Consider the following 16,919-nt stretch of genomic DNA (forward strand, 5'->3'; position numbering starts at 1 on the left):
TGCGCTCCGTTTACTGATGCGTCACAACGATAAGACGCAGGGCATCCAGACGCCAGCCTGCCTGATTCAGGCTTTCCAGCACCTGCTGACGGTTGCTTTCAATTGCCGCCAGTTCGTCGTCGCGGATGTTCGGGTTGACCGCTTTTAACGCTTCCAGACGGGACAGCTCGGCCGACAGTTTCTCGTCGGCTTCATTGCGCGCGGCGTCAATCAGGTCTCGGGCCGCTTTTTCAATCTGGATTTCGCCCTGCTGGAGAATGGCGTGCACGTCCTGCTGCACCGCGTTCACCAGCTTGCTGCCGGTATGGCGGTTCACCGCGCTCAGCTGGCGGTTGAAGCTTTCGAACTCCACCTGTCCTGCCAGGTTCGTACCGTTTTTATCCAGCAGCAAACGCACCGGCGTTGGCGGCAGGAAGCGGTTGAGCTGCAGCTGTTTCGGCGCTTGCGCTTCCACAACATAGATCAGCTCCAGCAGCAGCGTGCCTACGGGCAGCGCCTTGTTTTTCAACAGGGAGATGGTGCTGCTGCCGGTATCACCGGAGAGGATCAGATCCAGCCCGTTGCGGATCAGCGGGTGTTCCCAGGTGATGAACTGAGCATCTTCGCGGGACAGCGCCACGTCACGCTCGAAGGTGATGGTACATCCATCTTCCGGCAGACCCGGGAAATCGGGCACCAGCATGTGGTCTGATGGGGTTAACACGATCAGGTTCTCGCCACGATCGTCCTGGTTAATCCCGACAATGTCGAACAGGTTCATGGAGAAGCCGATCAGGCTGGTGTCGTCATCTTGTTCTTCAATGCTCTCGGCAAGCGCCTGCGCTTTTTCGCCACCGTTGGAGTGGATCTCCAGCAGGCGGTCGCGCCCCTGTTCAAGCTGCGCCTTCAGCGCTTCATGTTTCTCGCGGCAGGATTTAATCAGATCGTCAAAACCGTCGGTATTTTCCGGCGCGGCCAGGTAACCGATCAGATCGCCATGCACCTGGTCATAAATGGTGCGACCCGTCGGGCAGGTATGCTCAAACGCATCCAGACCTTCGTGGAACCAGCGCACCAGTACCGACTGAGCGGTTTTTTCCAGGTACGGCACGTGGATCTGAATATCATGCGCCTGGCCGATGCGATCCAGACGTCCGATACGCTGCTCCAGCAGATCCGGGTTGAACGGCAGATCGAACATCACCAGATTGCTGGCGAACTGGAAGTTACGCCCTTCAGAACCGATTTCGGAGCACAGCATCACCTGCGCGCCGCTGTCCTCTTCACTGAACCACGCCGCCGCGCGGTCGCGCTCGACGATGGACATGCCTTCGTGGAACACGGCGGCACGAATGCCTTCGCGCTCGCGCAGAACCTGTTCCAGCTGCAGCGCGGTGGCAGCTTTGGCGCAGATCACCAGCACTTTCTGGGAGCGGTGCGCGGTCAGGTAGCCCATCAGCCACTCCACGCGCGGGTCGAAGTTCCACCAGGTGCCGGTATCGCCTTCAAATTCCTGATAAATCTGTTCCGGGTAGAGCATGTCACGCGCGCGCTCTTCCTGAGTTTTGCGCGCGCCCATAATGCCGGAGACTTTAATCGCCGTCTGATACTGCGTCGGCAGCGGGAGCTTGATGGTGTGCAGTTCGCGTTTCGGGAACCCTTTCACGCCGTTACGGGTGTTGCGGAACAGCACGCGGCTGGTGCCGTGACGGTCCATCAGCATGTCGATCAGCTCTTTACGCGCGGATCCCGCATTCTCGCTGTCGCTGTTCGCAGCCTGCAGAAGCGGCTCGATATCCTGCTCGCCAATCAGATCGCTCAGAGTGTTAAGTTCGTCGTTTGAGAGACGTTTACCCGCCAGCAGCAGCGCGACGGCATCCGCAACTGGACGGTAGTTGTTCTGCTCTTCCACGAACTGAGCGAAGTCGTGGAAACGGTTTGGATCGAGCAGGCGCAGACGGGCGAAGTGACTTTCCAGACCGAGCTGCTCCGGCGTTGCGGTCAGCAGCAGGACGCCGGGCACGCGCTCGGCAAGCTGTTCAATCGCCATATATTCGCGGCTTGGGGCATCTTCGCTCCACACCAGGTGGTGCGCTTCGTCGACGACCATCATGTCCCATTCGGCATCGCACAGATGCTCAAGACGCTGCTTGCTGCGGCGCACGAAATCCAGCGAGCAGATCACCAGCTGTTCGGTTTCAAACGGGTTGTCCGCGTCGTGCTGCGCTTCGGCATAGCGCTCGTCGTCGAACAGGGAGAAGCGCAGGTTAAAGCGGCGCAGCATCTCTACCAGCCACTGGTGTTGCAGCGTTTCCGGCACCACAATCAGCACGCGCTCGGCAGCGCCGGAGAGCAGCTGCTGGTGCAGGATCATGCCCGCTTCGATGGTTTTACCCAGGCCCACTTCGTCAGCAAGCAGCACGCGGGGCGCATGGCGACGGCCCACGTCATGGGCGATATTCAGCTGGTGGGGGATCAGGCTGGTGCGCTGACCGCGCAGGCCACTCCACGGCATGCGGTACTGTTCGCTCTGGAACTTACGCGCGCGGTAGCGCAGGGAGAAGCGATCCATACGGTCGATTTGCCCGGCAAACAGGCGGTCCTGCGGCTTGCTGAACACCAGTTTGCTGTCGAGCAGCACTTCACGCAGGATGACGTTCGTCTCGTCGGTATCAAGACGCGTTCCGATGTAGGCGAGCAGTCCATTCTCTTCTTTTACGTCTTCAACCTTTAGCTGCCAGCCTTCGTGGCTGGTCACGGTGTCGCCCGGATTGAACATTACGCGGGTCACAGGGGAGTCATTGCGAGCGTACAGGCGGTTTTCACCGGTAGCAGGGAAGAGGAGGGTAACCATGCGTGCATCAACGGCAACGACGGTTCCTAATCCAAGTTCGCTTTCTGTATCGCTGATCCAGCGTTGACCAAGTGTAAAAGGCATAGTTGTTCGGCTCTAATCTTTAATTGCAGGCAATAGTTCGACCCCCGTCAAAAAAGACGGTCATCGAAAAATGGGTCCGGGAATGGAAAGGGCGCTATGGTACTGGATGGCAGCCATTTCGTCACGCGTCAAAATAGGCCAAGTTGCCCTGTCACAAGTGTAGCAAAATCGTCGTCGATGAACGGTAAAATTCCCTCCGCAACCGGCTGAAGCTGGCGGGTCAGGTAGTGATCGTAATCGAGAGGCGACTGCTGGTAATCAACGGGCTCCGGCCCGTTCGTTGTCCAGACGTATTTTATCGTCCCCCGGTTCTGATACTGCGGCGCGCGGCCACGGCGGACGTTTTCTTCGTCTGCGAGGCGCGCGGCCCGAACGTGCGGAGGAACGTTGCGCTGGTACTCCGCGAGCGGGCGGCGCAGGCGTTTGCGATACACCAGCTGCGCGTCAAGTTCGCCCGCCATCAGGCTGGCGATCGTTTCGCGCACGTAGTCCTGATACGGCTCATTGCGAAACACCCGCAGATAGAGCGTCTGCTGGAACTGCTGGGCCAGCGGCGTCCAGTCAGTGCGCACCGTCTCCAGCCCCTTAAACACCATTCTCTGCTTTTCACCCTCCTGGATCAGTCCGGCGTAGCGCTTCTTGCTGCCCTGGTCAGTACCGCGGATGGTGGGCATTAAAAAGCGGGCAAAGTGGGTTTCAAATTCCAGTTCTAATGCGCTGGTTAACCGCTCTTTTTGCAAATGTTCCTGCCACCAGTCGTTTACGAAGGCCACCAGTTCTTTGCCGATTCGTGAGGCGTCGTCTTCTGAATGTGCGCCCTTAAGCCACACAAAGGTTGAATCCGTGTCGCCGTAGATAACGTCATAGCCCCGGGATTCAATCAGCGCTTTGGTCTGACGCATGATGTCGTGTCCGCGCATGGTGATGGACGACGCCAGACGCGGATCGAAGAAGCGGCAGGCGCTGGTACCCAGCACGCCGTAGAAAGCGTTCATAATAATTTTCAGGGCCTGCGAGAGCGGCTTGTTGCCATGACGTTTCGCCTCGTCGCGGCCGTGCCAGATGTTCCCCACAATCTCCGGCAGACAGTGTTTTTCGCGCGAGAAGCGTGCCCCGAGAAAACCTTCGGTGCTGTGCGCGTCGTCTGGCTGCGCCATCCCCTCCACCAGCCCCACCGGGTCAATAAGGAAAGTGCGGATAATTGACGGGTAGAGGCTTTTGTAGTCCAGCACCAGAACCGAATCATACAGTCCTGGGCGGGAGTCCATCACGTAGCCGCCGGGGCTGGCCTGCGGCGGTACGCCCCCAAGGTTGGGCGCAACATAGCCCGCACGGTGCATTCGTGGGAAATAGAGGTGGCTAAAGGCGGCTACCGAGCCGCCGTGCCTGTCAGCCGCGAGGCCATTTACCGTCGCGCGCTCCAGCAGGAACGGCATGATCTCGGTTTTGTGGAATATCTGCGTCACCAGCTCGCAGTCTTTCAGGTTATAGGTGGCGAGCGCCGGTTTGTCTTCGTTGAAGCGCCGGTCAATCTCGTCCATGCGGTCCCACGGATTGTCGATGGATTTGCCTTCACCGAGCAATTCCTGCGCTACCGCTTCCAGAGAGAAGGAGGAGAAATTCCAGAACGCGGATTTCAGCGCCTCGATGCCGTCGATAATCAGGCGGCCGTTGGCCTGCGCAAAGAACACACCGTTCTTAAAGCCGTGCTCGCGCCACTCCAGCTCCGTATTTCCGCGCCCGAGCATCAGTGGGATGCGATACCGCTCTGCGTGTTTTTGCAGTACGCGCAGGTCAAACTGCACCACGTTCCAGCCGATCAGCACGTCCGGGTCGTGCTCGGCAAACCACTGGTTAAGCTTCTCCAGCAGCTGCGGTCGGCTGTTGACGTACTCAAGCTGAAAATCGAGCGCGGACGCATCGCCGTTCGGCGGTCCGAGCATATAGACAACCCGCTGCCCGCAGCCTTCCAGGCCGATGCAGTACAGCTCGCCGTGGCGGGTGGTTTCGATATCCAGGGAAACCCACTTTAGCGGGGGGCGATAATGCGGATTAGGCTTCAGGCGAGCGTTGATAAGGGTGCCGTTTTGCTCAGCGCCGTCAACCCAGACGGGGGCGGTAATAAACCGCTCCATCAGAAAGCGTTCCGGCGGACGAATGTCCGCTTCGTAGAGCGTCACGCCCGCTTCGCGCAGCAGTTTTTCGTAGCGCATCAGCTGGCGATGGGCGCGGCAGTAAAGGCCATACACCGGCTGACGATGGAAATCTTTTAGCTCAAGAGGCGTGAGGCGCCAGCCGTTCTCATCGCGCAGCAGTTGTTTTACCTTCTCGACGTAATGTTCAGGGATAAACGCCACGGATTCCTGAGGAGGAAGCGTAACGTGCAGCGGGCCGTTATCTGTCGCCAGCCAGAACGCAACCTCGGTGCCCTGAGGGGTATCCCGCCAGTGTCGGGTCAGTAAAAAGCCTTCTTGCGCCTGTGCCACGCCGTTATCCCAAAAACAAAACCAGGCCTGATTATAGCCTGGTTGAATGTTTTATGCTGGGGATATATACAGTTTATTGTCCGTAATAGGCCTTCGCGCCGTGCTTGCGCAGGTAGTGTTTATCCAGCAGGGTTTGCTGCATATCCGGCAACTGCGGTGCCAGCTGGCGGCAGAAGATCCCCATGTAGGCGATTTCCTCCAGCACTATTGCGTTATGCACCGCGTCTTGCGCGTTTTTACCCCAGGCAAACGGGCCGTGGGAATGCACCAGTACGCCGGGCATTTGCGCCGCGTCGATCCCCTGTTTTTCAAAGGTTTCGACGATCACGTTCCCGGTTTCCCATTCGTACTCACCGTTAATCTCCGCATCGGTCATCAGACGCGTGCAGGGAATGGTGCCGTAAAAGTAGTCCGCGTGGGTGGTGCCGGTGGCCGGAATGGACTGGCCCGCCTGCGCCCAGATGGTCGCGTGACGCGAGTGGGTATGCACGATGCCGCCGATAGTCGGGAAGGACTGATACAGCAGACGGTGGGTGGGCGTATCGGATGACGGTTTTTTGTTACCTTCCACCACTTCACCCGTTTCGATGCTGACCACGACCATATCCTCTGCGGTCATCACCGTGTAATCCACGCCCGAAGGCTTGATCACGAATACCCCTTTATCCCGGTCAACGGCGCTGACGTTGCCCCAGGTCAGGGTCACCAGGTTATGTTTTGGCAGCGCCAGGTTGGCTTCAAGTACCTGACGTTTGAGATCTTCTAACATCGTTGTCTCCCTGCCCGGCGAGCGCAGCGCCACCGGGCATTACGTACTTAGCGTTTTGAACCGTAATAGACTTCGTTCCAGCGCAGCGCGTCTTTAAAGGCTGGCAGACGGGTGTCGTTATCAATCACGGTCAGCTCGATATCGTGCAGCTCGGCAAACTGGCGCATATCGTTCAGGTCCAGCGCGTGGCTGAAGACGGTGTGGTGCGCGCCACCCGCCAGGATCCACGCCTCTGACGCGGTTGGCAGGTCCGGCTGCGCTTTCCACAGGGCATTGGCGACCGGCAGCTTCGGCAGAGAGTGCGGAGTTTCAACCGCATCGACACAGTTCACCAGCAGGCGGAAGCGGTCGCCGAGGTCGATCAGGCTGGCGTTGATGGCCGGACCGGTACGGGTGTTGAAGATCAGACGGGCCGGATCCGCTTTGCCGCCGATGCCGAGGTACTGCACGTCAAGGATCGGTTTCTCTTCAACCGCGATGGAGGGACACACTTCCAGCATGTGCGAACCGAGCACCAGATCGTTGCCGTTCTCGAAGTGGTAGGTGTAGTCCTCCATAAAGGAGGTGCCGCCCTGCAGACCGGTCGACATCACCTTCATGATGCGAAGCAGAGCGGCAGTTTTCCAGTCGCCTTCACCCGCAAAGCCGTAGCCCTGCTGCATCAGACGTTGTACTGCCAGACCCGGCAGCTGTTTCAGGCCGTGCAGGTCTTCAAATGTAGTGGTAAAGGCGTGGAAGCCGCCCTGTTCCAGAAAACGCTTCATGCCCAGCTCAATGCGTGCGGCATCCAGCACGTTCTGGCGCTTGTCGCCGTTGATTTGTGCCGCAGGCGTCAGGCGGTAGCTGCTTTCGTACTCGTCCACCAGCGCGCTCACGTCGCCGTCGCTGATGTCATTCACCACCTGCACCAGGTCGCCCACCGCCCAGGTATTCACGGAGAAGCCGAACTTGATCTGCGCCGCGACTTTATCGCCGTCGGTCACCGCCACTTCACGCATGTTGTCGCCGAATCGCACCACTTTCAGGTGGCGGGTATCCTGCTTAGAGACCGCCTGACGCATCCAGGAGCCAATGCGTTGTTGCGCCTTGCCGTCCTGCCAGTGGCCGGTGACCACAGCGTGCTGCTGGCGCATGCGCGCGCCGATGAAGCCGAACTCGCGGCCGCCGTGCGCGGTCTGGTTCAGGTTCATGAAGTCCATGTCGATGCTGTCCCACGGCAGGGAGGCATTGAACTGAGTGTGGAACTGCAGCAGCGGTTTGTTGAGGATTGCCAGGCCGTTGATCCACATTTTGGCCGGTGAGAAGGTGTGCAGCCACACGACCAGGCCGGCGCATTTGTCGTCGTAGTTGGCGTCACGGCAGATGTTGGTGATTTCGTCCGGCGTTGTACCCAGCGGCTTCAGCACCAGTTTGCACGGCAGTTTGGCTTCCGCGTTCAGCGCGTTAACCACGTGCTCCGCGTGTTTCGTTACCTGCTGCAGCGCTTCCGGTCCGTACAGATGCTGGCTGCCAATCACAAACCACACTTCATAATTATTAAAAATGGTCATCATCGTGTCCTTAATGGGTCAGGGTTGCCGTAGTGTCCGCGGTGCTTTTGGCCGGGGCGGCGACAGGGAGATAGTGAAGCTCGGCGCTTTTTGCCCATTGCTGGTAGCGCTGATAAAGCTGTTCAAAGCGTTGTGCCTGCTGGACACGCGGCTGGAGCGTGTTTTCGACGGCGCTTGCCATGTGCTGCTGCGCGGTCGGGATATCCGCATGAACGCCTGCGGCCACGGCAGCGAAAATCGCCGCGCCCAGCGCACAGCACTGATCGGAGGCCACAATCTGCAGCGGACGGTTCAGCACGTCGCAGCAGGCCTGCATAATCACCGGGTTTTTACGGGCGATACCGCCCAGCGCCATCACGTTGTTCACGTCGATGCCCTGTTCGGTGAAGCACTCCATAATGGCGCGCGCGCCGAACGCGGTGGCGGCAATCAGACCGCCGAAAAGCGCCGGGGCATCGGTCGCCAGGTTGAGATCGGTAATCACCCCTTTCAGGCGCTGGTTGGCAAACGGCGTGCGGCGACCGTTAAACCAGTCCAGCACCACCGGCAGGTGGTCGAGAGACGGATTTTTTGCCCAGGCTTCGGTGAGCTGCGGCAGAAGCTGTTTTTTGCTCGCGGTAATCTGCGTTTTCAGCTCAGGATGCGCGGCAGCCAGCTGATCCAGCGGCCAGCCGAGCACCCGGCCAAACCAGGCGTAGATATCGCCAAATGCGGACTGACCGGCTTCGAGGCCGATAAAATCTGGCACCACGCTGCCGTCAACCTGGCCGCAAATCCCTTTCACCGCGCGGTCGCCGACGCTGGCTTTATCTGCCGTCAGAATGTCGCAGGTGGAGGTGCCAATCACTTTCACCAGCGTGTTAGGCTGCGCACCCGCGCCCACGGCGCCCATGTGGCAGTCGAACGCGCCGCCGGAAATGGTCACGTTTTGCGGCAGGCCGAGACGCGTCGCCCACTCTTCGCAGAGCGTGCCGACCGGAATATCGGCGGTGAAGGTGTCGGTAAAGAGCGGGTATTTCAGGTTTTTGTTGATGATCGGATCAAGTTCATCGAAGAACGCTGCCGGAGGAAGACCGCCCCAGCCTTCATGCCACAGGGATTTATGCCCGGCGCTGCAGCGGCCGCGGCGGATATCCTGCGGGCGAGTGGTGCCGGAGAGCAGGGCGGGAACCCAGTCGCACAGCTCAATCCAGGTTGCCGCGGCCTGGGCGACCGAAGCGTCCGCGCGGGTAACGTGCAGGATTTTGGCCCAGAACCATTCGCTGGAGTAGATGCCGCCGATGTAGCGCGAGTAGTCGGTTTTGCCCGGCTGATGGCATAAGCGGGTGATGGCTTCCGCCTCTTCCACGGCGGTATGGTCTTTCCAAAGCACGAACATGGCGTTCGGGTTGTCGGCAAACTCCGGGCGCAGCGCCAGCACGCGGCCTTCAGCGTCCACCGGGGCTGGCGTTGAACCGGTGCTGTCGACGCCAATCCCCACGACGTCGGCCCGCTGGGCGTCAGTCAGTTCAGCCAGCACGGTTTTGATCGCCGCTTCCATCGATTCAATGTAATCGCGCGGGTGGTGACGGAACTGGTTGTTTGGCGCGTCGCAGTAGCGCCCCTCTTGCCAGCGCGGATACCACTCAACGCTGGTTGCTATCTCCTGGCCAGTCGTACAGTCCACTGCCAGCGCGCGAACCGAGTCGCTGCCAAAATCGAGGCCAATTGCAATTGCCATGGTGTTGCTCCATCCGAAACAGGTATGGAAGAACATTAGAGACTGGGGATAAAAATCGTCAGGCAGGATCCGCTAATCTTATGGACTAAATTGCTGTTACGACGGAAAGTGTGACGCCGTGCAAATATTCAATGTGGACATTTCTGCCGCACTTATAGACACTTTTGTTACTGCTTCTCTGCCCGTGCCGGCAGAAAAATCAGGGGAAAAGGCTGAAACATGGCGGACGTAAAAGAGGCGTGATGCTTTTTGGATCTTTTCGCAGGCCATTTTTATACTGCTTTTAACGATATGGACAAATGGTTTCCTTCAGGACCCTTGGGAGAACTGAATCTATGGCCGAACCGCAAAACGATCCCCTGCTGCCGGGATACTCATTTAACGCCCATCTGGTGGCGGGGCTGACGCCAATTGAGGCCGAGGGGTATCTCGATTTTTACGTCGACCGGCCGCTCGGCATGAAAGGGTATATTCTGAACCTGACCGTACGCGGGGAAGGGGTGATCAAAAACGGCGATCGGCAGTTTGTTTGCCGCCCGGGCGATATGCTGCTGTTCCCGCCGGGGGAGATCCACCACTACGGGCGTCACCCGGACGCCAAAGAGTGGTATCACCAGTGGGTCTATTTCCGCCCGCGCGCCTACTGGCAGGAGTGGCTCTCATGGCCGGCTATTTTCGCGCAAACCGGTTTTTATCGTCCGGATGAGGCGCATCTGGCGCAGTTTCGTGAACTGTTCGCACAAATTATTGAGGCGGGGCAGGCGGGCGGGCGCTATGCCGAACTGCTGGCGATCAACCTGCTTGAGCAGGTGCTGCTGCGCCGCATGGAGGCGATCAACGAGTCGCTTAACCCGCCGCTGGATAACCGCGTCCGCGACGCCTGCCAGTACATCAGCGACCATCTGGCCGACAGCCAGTTTGATATCGCCAGCGTTGCCCAGCACGTCTGTCTTTCGCCGTCCCGCCTGTCACACCTGTTCCGCCAGCAGCTTGGCGTGAGCGTGCTGAGCTGGCGTGAGGATCAGCGCATCAGCCAGGCAAAGCTGTTGCTCAGCACCACCCGGATGCCTATCGCGACCGTCGGACGCAACGTGGGCTTTGAAGATCAGCTCTATTTCTCTCGCGTGTTTAAGAAGTGCACCGGCGCCAGTCCCAGTGAATTCCGCGCGGGATGTGAATAAACGGTAAACATTCAGGTGAACTTCAGGAGCATCCTGTAAACTATTCAGACAATTGATGCCTTGACGCGGTGCGGGGCGCTAAGCAGAATCGCTGATTCGTTTTCTGACCGGAATAGTTATGCAGGCATTGCTGGAACACTTTATTACCCAGTCCGTTATGTACTCGCTCATCGCCGTGGCGCTGGTGGCGTTTCTGGAATCGCTGGCGCTGGTTGGGCTGATCCTGCCCGGCACCGTGATGATGGCGGGGCTTGGGGCGCTGATCGGCAGCGGTGAGGTCAATTTCTGGCAGGCGTGGCTGGCCGGGATTATCGGCTGCCTGCTGGGGGACTGGATCTCCTTCTGGCTGGGCTGGCGCTTTAAGAAGCCGCTGCACCGCTGGTCGTTCATGAAAAAGAACAAAGCGCTGCTGGATAAAACCGAACATGCGCTGCACCAGCACAGCATGTTCACCATTCTGGTAGGCCGCTTTGTCGGGCCAACGCGTCCGCTGGTGCCGATGGTGGCGGGGATGCTGGATCTGCCCGTCGCAAAATTCGTTGTGCCGAACATTATCGGCTGCGTATTCTGGCCGCCGTTTTACTTCCTGCCGGGGATCCTCGCGGGTGCGGCCATTGATATCCCTGACGGTATGCAAAGCGGTGAGTTCAAGTGGCTGCTGCTGGGAACGGCGGTACTGCTGTGGCTGGCGGCCTGGCTTTGCTGGCGGCTATGGCGCAGCGCGAAAGCCAGCGTCGATCGCCTGACGCGCTATCTCCCGCGCGCGCGCCTGCTCTGGCTGGCCCCGCTGACGCTGGGCGTGGCGGTGGTGGCGCTGGTCGCGCTGATTCGTCATCCGCTGATGCCGGTGTACGGCGAGATCCTGTTGAAGGTAGTGAGCCGTTAAGGTGTTTTCCCTCTCCCCGTGGGAGAGGGCCAGGGTGAGGGCGTCAGACCGCACGAATGCCCAACAATGAAGACGCCCCCGCGTTACCACTCAGAAGTTCTTCTGTTTCTCCATCCCAAAAAATCCGTCCCTCCGCGATCACTACCGATCGCGGCGCAATGCGTGCGGCATCTTCAATGCTGTGCGAAACCATCAGCATCGTGATCTGCTGGCGCTGGCAAACCTCTTCCACCAGCGAGAGCATCTCCTGGCGCAGGGCCGGGTCGAGTGCCGAGAAGGGTTCATCGAGCAGCAGCAGCGGCTGCTCGCGCACCAGACAACGTGCCAGCGCCACGCGCTGACGCTGGCCGCCGGAAAGCTCACCGGGCAGTCTGGAAATCAACGCGGACAGGCCCATTTGTTCGGCAATTGCCTCCAGCTTCTGACGCTGCGCAGCATTGAGTTTTAACCCCGGATCGATTCCCAGCGCGATGTTCTGCCACACCGTAAGGTGATTAAACAGATTGTTTTCCTGAAACAGCATCGACACCGGGCGCTTAGCCGGCGGAGCGTAGGTATACTCGCCATTATCAATGACTATCGACCCGCTGACAGGCTGCAAAAAACCGGCAATCAAATTGAGCAGGGTACTTTTACCGGCCCCGCTTGGGCCAAGCACCGCAATTCGCTCTCCCTGACGAACGGAGAGGGTAAAACGCATTGGCAGGTGCTGGTAAAGCCAGGTTACATCAGTCAGTTTTAACATCACGCCCCGGAAGTTTTTCGATAACGGTAAATAAGGCAAAGCACAGCAGTAACAGGAGCAGCGCCGTGACGGCACCGTCCTGGCTGCGGTAGGAGCCAATTTGCTGATAAAGCCAGAACGGCAGCGTGCGGAAATCCTCGTTGCCAAAGAGGGCCACCACGCCAAAATCCCCAATCGACAGCACGCAGGCGAAGGCCATCGCCTGGGCGAGCGGCCGCTTCAGGGCGCGTAGTTCGACCACTTTCAGCCGCCGCCAGCCCATAATGCCAAGGGACTGGCACAGGGCGCTGTACCGGCTGTTAACATCCCGCATCGGGTTTTCCAGCACCTTCAGCGCGTACGGTATGGCCATTAAGGCGTTGGTAAAAATGACGATGCCGTCGGCGCTTTCCGGCAGGCCGATGGTGCTGTTAAACAGTAAAAAGAAGCCGGTCGCCAGCACAATGCCCGGCATCGCCAGGATCAGCATGCCCGTCAGTTCCAGCGCGTGTCCGGCTTTGCGGGCATGTCGCGCGTACAGCTCGCGGCTGCTCCAGAGCAGCATCATGGTCAGCGTCACGCAAATTAGCCCGGCTGCCAGCGCGATACGCAATGAGGTCCACGTGGCTTGCCACAGGACCGGCTGTTGAAGTACCGATACCACATTCCTGTTGAGGCCATCGGCGATCACGGCCAGCAGCGGCGGCAGCAGAAGCAGGAGCGCCAGCGCGATCAGCATCACGTCCGAGATGCGGCTATGCAGGCTGTCCTGCGGATCGCGCCAGCCAGAAAGATTATTGCTTCCTGCGGGGACCGCTTTGCTCAGCCGCTGGCTGAGTAACACCAGCGCCAGGCAGCACACCATCTGTACGATCGCCAGCAACGCGGCGCGGCCCGGATCGTAGTCGTAACTTAATGCCTGATAGATCGCCAGCTCAATGGTGGTGGCCTGCGGGCCGCCGCCGAGAGAAAGCACGGTCGCAAAGCTGGCGAAACAGAGCATAAAGATCAGCGCGGCCACCGGGGCAATCTGGCGTCGCAGCCACGGCCATTCGACAAAGCGGAAGAATGACCATCCGCGCATGCCGAGCTGGGCCGCAATCTGGCGCTGCTCGCCGGGTATGTTCTCCAGCGCCTGCAAAAAGAGGCGCGTCGCCATCGGCATATTGAAGAAAATGTGTGCCAGCAGGATGCCCTTCAGCCCGTAGGGAGAGAAGGTCCATTCCAGGCCTAAAGACGCGAAGAGCGAGGCCAGCCAGCCCTGGCGACCGTATACGCTCAGGATGCCAAAGACGGCCACCAGCACGGGCAGGATCAGCGTCATGGCGCACAGGCGCAGCAGTGCCAGCCTGCCGGGGAAACGTCTGCGATAGAGGGCGCGCGCAAGGAAAATGGCCGGGATGACTGACAGCAGCGCGGAAAGAAACGCCTGCCAGAAGGAGAAACGGATAACGTGCCAGAGATAGCTATCGTGCCAGAGCGCGAGCAGATCGCTCTCTGGCGCGTTAAACCACAGCGCCAGAAACGCTCCCAGACTGACGACCACCATCAGTATGGCGGCAATCAGTCCGGGAACTAACCAGCCGGGGATCAGCGGCTGACGGCGCGTTGCCATTCGCTTATCCATGCGGCACGCTGAGCGGCAACCTGCTGCGGCGTAAATTCCAGCGCGGTCTGCGGTTTGTTCAGCTGCTCAAAGCCTGCCGGCAGCGCCGCGTCGGTGACCGGGTACATCCAGTTGCCCGTCGGAATGGCGTTCTGGAATGCCGGGGAGACCATAAATTTCAGGAACTTCTCGGCCAGTTCCGGCTGCTTACTGGCGGCGGTGCGGGCAGCCACTTCAACCTGCAGGTAGTGACCTTCAGCGAAATTCGCAGCCGCGTAGTTGTCTTTCTTCTCGGCAATAATATGATAGGCCGGAGAGGTGGTGTAGCTCAGCACCAGATCGCTTTCGCCTTTCAGGAACAGGCCGTAGGCTTCGCTCCAGCCTTTAGTGACCGTAACGGTTTTCGCAGCCAGCTTCTGCCACGCCTCCGGCGTTTTGTCGCCGTAGACTTTCTGCATCCACAGCAGCAGCCCCAGGCCCGGCGTGCTGGTGCGCGGATCTTCATAAATCACGCGCCATTTCTCGTCGCTTTCGACCAGCTCTTTCAGGCTCTTCGGCGGGTTCTTCAGCTTGTTTTTATCGTAGACGAACGCAAAGTAGCCGTAATCGAAGGGAACGAAGGTGTCGTTTTTCCAGCCGCCCGGCACGTTGACGGCATCTGCCGCCACGCCGCTTTTGGCAAACAGTCTGGTTTGCGTGGCGGCTTCCAGCAGGTTGTTATCCAGCCCGAGCACCACGTCGGCCTTGCTGTTTTTCCCTTCCATGCGCAGACGGTTGAGCAGCGACACGCCATCTTCCAGCGCCACGAACTTCAGCTCGCAGTTGCAGTCGGCCTCAAAGGCTTTTTTAACCACCGGGCCGGGGCCCCAGTCGGCGGAGAAGGAGTCGTAGGTATAGACCGTCAGAACAGGCTTAGCAAAAACAGGCAGCGCAACCAGCGCCAGCAGAGGAAGAACGTTTTTTAACACTTTGCACCTCAGGGTTGAGTGGCAAAGGATTTTGAGAAACAGCCTCAAATCCCTTCGCCGGCGTTATCCGGATCAGGTTCGACGGGTATTATCTCAGCGCACATCTGTGATGCAGCACCCCGTTGAGAACGGCGCTATTGTAATGATTTGGTGAATATTACGAAAGCGTTATGGCTCCGGCGGCGCAAACCAGGCGGATTTAAAATCAAACCAGCCCAGGGTGTTCATCCGCAGGCCGCGCATGCTGCGCTGCCCCTGGATCAGCAGCCAGTGGTGGATCAACGGTACGATCGTCTGCCCGGTCAGGAGTTCCTGGCACCACGCGGCCAGATCCATCTCTCCTGCCCGCCACTTCGCGGCGTCCTGCTGCCAGTCCCGGCTGATGCAGTGCTGAATAAGAGGCACTTCATACAGGTGTGAAAAGAGCGAGAAATCAAGCGGCAGCGTAAAGTTCGCGCTGTTGAGCCAGATATCGCTGACGACATCCCCGCGGTGCCATTCATCATAATCGACTTCCTGTATCGCCAGCGTCACGCCTTCGGCCGCCAGCAGTTTACTCATGATCCTCGCGATAAACCGGTGCTCAATGTGATCGCGATAGTAGCTGAGGGTGATGGTCTCCAGCCCGGCGGGTTTTTCACTGCGCACCGGCTGAGCATGGTGCCAGCGCGGAAGCAGGCCATAGGCCGGAAACCACCAGGTCTGGTATTGTTCTTCAGCGTGATAAATCAGGTTAGCCGGGGCCAGAATATGGCTGATCCACTTGCGGACGTCGTGGTTTGCTCCGCGGTAGCTGCGGCTGTCAAAAAGAAGATAGTAGCAGCCCTCCTCCAGGCGACTCTCGAACGCCTTTTCGCTGGTTGTGGGCCCCTCCAGGGTGAGGCCTGCGCTCAGCTCTTCGTTGAGGTCCGGTAACACCCAGACGTTCACTTCGTCGATCAGTGCCCGATAGCCAAAATAGTCATCAAAGGCGCGGATCTTCAGCTGATTGCTGTTATTGCGCGTAACGGAGTAGGGGCCTGTACCGATCGGCTGGCTGGAAAAATTGTTCAGGGATCGCCACTCGGCAGGCAGGATCATCGAGGGCACGTAGCCCAGAAGCCACGGCAGCCAGTTGTCTGGCTGGGACAGCTCAATATCCAGCGTCCAGGCCGTTGGGGAGTGGATCCGCGTGATATGCGAATAGAGCGGCAGCGTGCGGGCGCGCTCTAAAGAGGCGATAACGTCACGCATCTCCAGCTCGCGGCCATGGTGGAAGTGAATGCCCGGGCGTAAAAAGAAACGCCAGTGCAGAGGGGAAATCTGCTGCCAGTGGTGCGCTATATCCGCTTCCAGTTCCCCGTTTTCCTCATTTATTTTCGTCAGACCGCTGAATATCTGCCGGGCCATGTGGGTTTCAGAACGTCGCAATGCCGTGCCGGGCAACAGGTTTTTCATTGGGCGGTAGTAAAGCACCCGCAGAATGTGGCGTCCCTGACGAAAGCTGCGTCCCAGGTGTGAGACCAGCATCTGGCGCACGGCGGCTTTGTCGCCCACCAGTTGGACCAGCTGATCGATGCGGTCCTGCTCCAGCAGATCCTCCGCCCGCTGCTGCTGCAGGGCCAAGCCGGTATACAGGAAGGTCAAGCGTGAGCGCTTGCCGCGTCCCGCCTCTGCCTCCCAGCTTAGCCAGCCCTGCTGCTGCATAGTGTTGAGTAACGTGCGCATATGGCGGCGTGAGCAGTTGAGGAGTTCTGCCAGCTCGTTAAGCGTGGTCTCCTGCGATTGACCCTCGCAGCACTGCCACAGGCGAATGAATTGTTGTTGCAGTCGACCGGATGGCATAAAAGAGGAACTCCTGACAAAAAATCAGCAATTTATTAATCCCTATATTAAGCCAATAATGCTTCCCGATGAAGTGAGGAGGTAAATTATGAAGAGGTCTACCGCACGTCAGTTTTATCAGCAGTACTTTTCAGCGACAAAAGGAGTGTCCTGGCTGGCCCGCCAGTGTGCAGAGCAACGGCTGAGAATCCTGGAAGATCTGATGCAGTGGGACGTTACGAAACCGACCTCTTCTCGCTAACTCGCCTCGATCATGTGTGACTGAGTATTGGTGTTTATCACCCGCCA

The 16,919-nt window shown here is 58.9% G+C and carries 12 protein-coding genes and 1 riboswitch; of the genes, 3 read left to right on the forward strand and 9 right to left on the reverse strand.

Going from position 1 to position 16,919, the window contains the following annotated elements; genetic code table 11:
• Positions 1-10 precede the first annotated feature (10 nt).
• The 5 genes from rapA to araB form a co-directional block, all read right to left on the reverse strand.
• Positions 11-2,917 (reverse strand): RNA polymerase-associated protein RapA, encoded by a 2,907-nt coding sequence (gene rapA, locus IM295_RS10120; protein ID WP_193066631.1) that lies wholly within the window; start codon positions 2,915-2,917, stop codon positions 11-13.
• A gap of 128 nt (positions 2,918-3,045) precedes the next feature.
• Entirely contained in the window at positions 3,046-5,403 is a 2,358-nt protein-coding gene (gene polB / locus IM295_RS10125) for a DNA polymerase II (protein WP_193066632.1), read from the reverse strand.
• A 73-nt stretch (positions 5,404-5,476) separates the two neighbouring features.
• Entirely contained in the window at positions 5,477-6,172 is a 696-nt protein-coding gene (araD, locus tag IM295_RS10130; protein WP_047367313.1) for an L-ribulose-5-phosphate 4-epimerase, read from the reverse strand.
• A gap of 47 nt (positions 6,173-6,219) precedes the next feature.
• Complete coding sequence (araA, locus tag IM295_RS10135) at positions 6,220-7,722, reverse strand: L-arabinose isomerase (protein WP_048960667.1); 1,503 nt, start codon at positions 7,720-7,722, stop codon at positions 6,220-6,222.
• 10 nt (positions 7,723-7,732) lie between these two features.
• The gene (araB, locus tag IM295_RS10140) at positions 7,733-9,442 is read right to left on the reverse strand and encodes a ribulokinase (RefSeq protein ID WP_193066633.1); all 1,710 of its coding nucleotides are present in this window, start codon (positions 9,440-9,442) and stop codon (positions 7,733-7,735) included.
• A 335-nt stretch (positions 9,443-9,777) separates the two neighbouring features.
• On the opposite strand from araB, the gene araC reads away from it, so the two are divergent.
• Both araC and IM295_RS10150 read left to right on the forward strand, forming a co-directional pair.
• On the forward strand, positions 9,778-10,623 hold the full coding sequence (gene araC / locus IM295_RS10145) for an arabinose operon transcriptional regulator AraC (RefSeq protein ID WP_028015490.1): 846 nt from the start codon (positions 9,778-9,780) through the stop codon (positions 10,621-10,623).
• A 118-nt stretch (positions 10,624-10,741) separates the two neighbouring features.
• Positions 10,742-11,509 carry a DedA family protein gene (locus tag IM295_RS10150; protein ID WP_045259445.1) on the forward strand — a complete coding sequence of 256 codons (768 nt, stop codon included), beginning with the start codon at positions 10,742-10,744 and terminating at the stop codon, positions 11,507-11,509.
• A gap of 43 nt (positions 11,510-11,552) precedes the next feature.
• On the opposite strand, the gene thiQ is transcribed toward IM295_RS10150, so the two are convergent.
• From thiQ to sgrR, 4 genes are all read right to left on the reverse strand, one after another.
• A complete protein-coding gene (gene thiQ, locus IM295_RS10155) occupies positions 11,553-12,254 on the reverse strand; it encodes a thiamine ABC transporter ATP-binding protein ThiQ (protein WP_045631146.1) in 702 nt (233 codons plus the stop codon).
• Positions 12,238-13,848 carry a thiamine/thiamine pyrophosphate ABC transporter permease ThiP gene (gene thiP, locus IM295_RS10160; protein WP_193066634.1) on the reverse strand — a complete coding sequence of 537 codons (1,611 nt, stop codon included), beginning with the start codon at positions 13,846-13,848 and terminating at the stop codon, positions 12,238-12,240. Before thiP ends, thiQ begins: the two co-directional genes overlap by 17 nt.
• The gene (gene thiB, locus IM295_RS10165) at positions 13,824-14,807 is read right to left on the reverse strand and encodes a thiamine ABC transporter substrate binding subunit (protein WP_182035618.1); all 984 of its coding nucleotides are present in this window, start codon (positions 14,805-14,807) and stop codon (positions 13,824-13,826) included. The genes thiP and thiB overlap by 25 nt, the downstream gene beginning before the upstream one ends.
• Before the next feature lie 31 nt (positions 14,808-14,838).
• Positions 14,839-14,939, reverse strand: a riboswitch (TPP riboswitch).
• Positions 14,940-14,975: 36 nt separating this feature from the next.
• Complete coding sequence (gene sgrR / locus IM295_RS10170; protein ID WP_193066635.1) at positions 14,976-16,631, reverse strand: HTH-type transcriptional regulator SgrR; 1,656 nt, start codon at positions 16,629-16,631, stop codon at positions 14,976-14,978.
• A gap of 88 nt (positions 16,632-16,719) precedes the next feature.
• On the opposite strand from sgrR, the gene sgrT reads away from it, so the two are divergent.
• Positions 16,720-16,872: a glucose uptake inhibitor SgrT gene (gene sgrT, locus IM295_RS10175; protein ID WP_045631150.1), complete on the forward strand. Its 153-nt coding sequence runs from the start codon at positions 16,720-16,722 to the stop codon at positions 16,870-16,872.
• Positions 16,873-16,919 lie beyond the last annotated feature (47 nt).

Origin of the sequence: Enterobacter cloacae complex sp. P14RS (assembly GCF_014895895.1) — a bacterium.
Lineage (GTDB): Bacteria > Pseudomonadota > Gammaproteobacteria > Enterobacterales > Enterobacteriaceae > Enterobacter > Enterobacter bugandensis.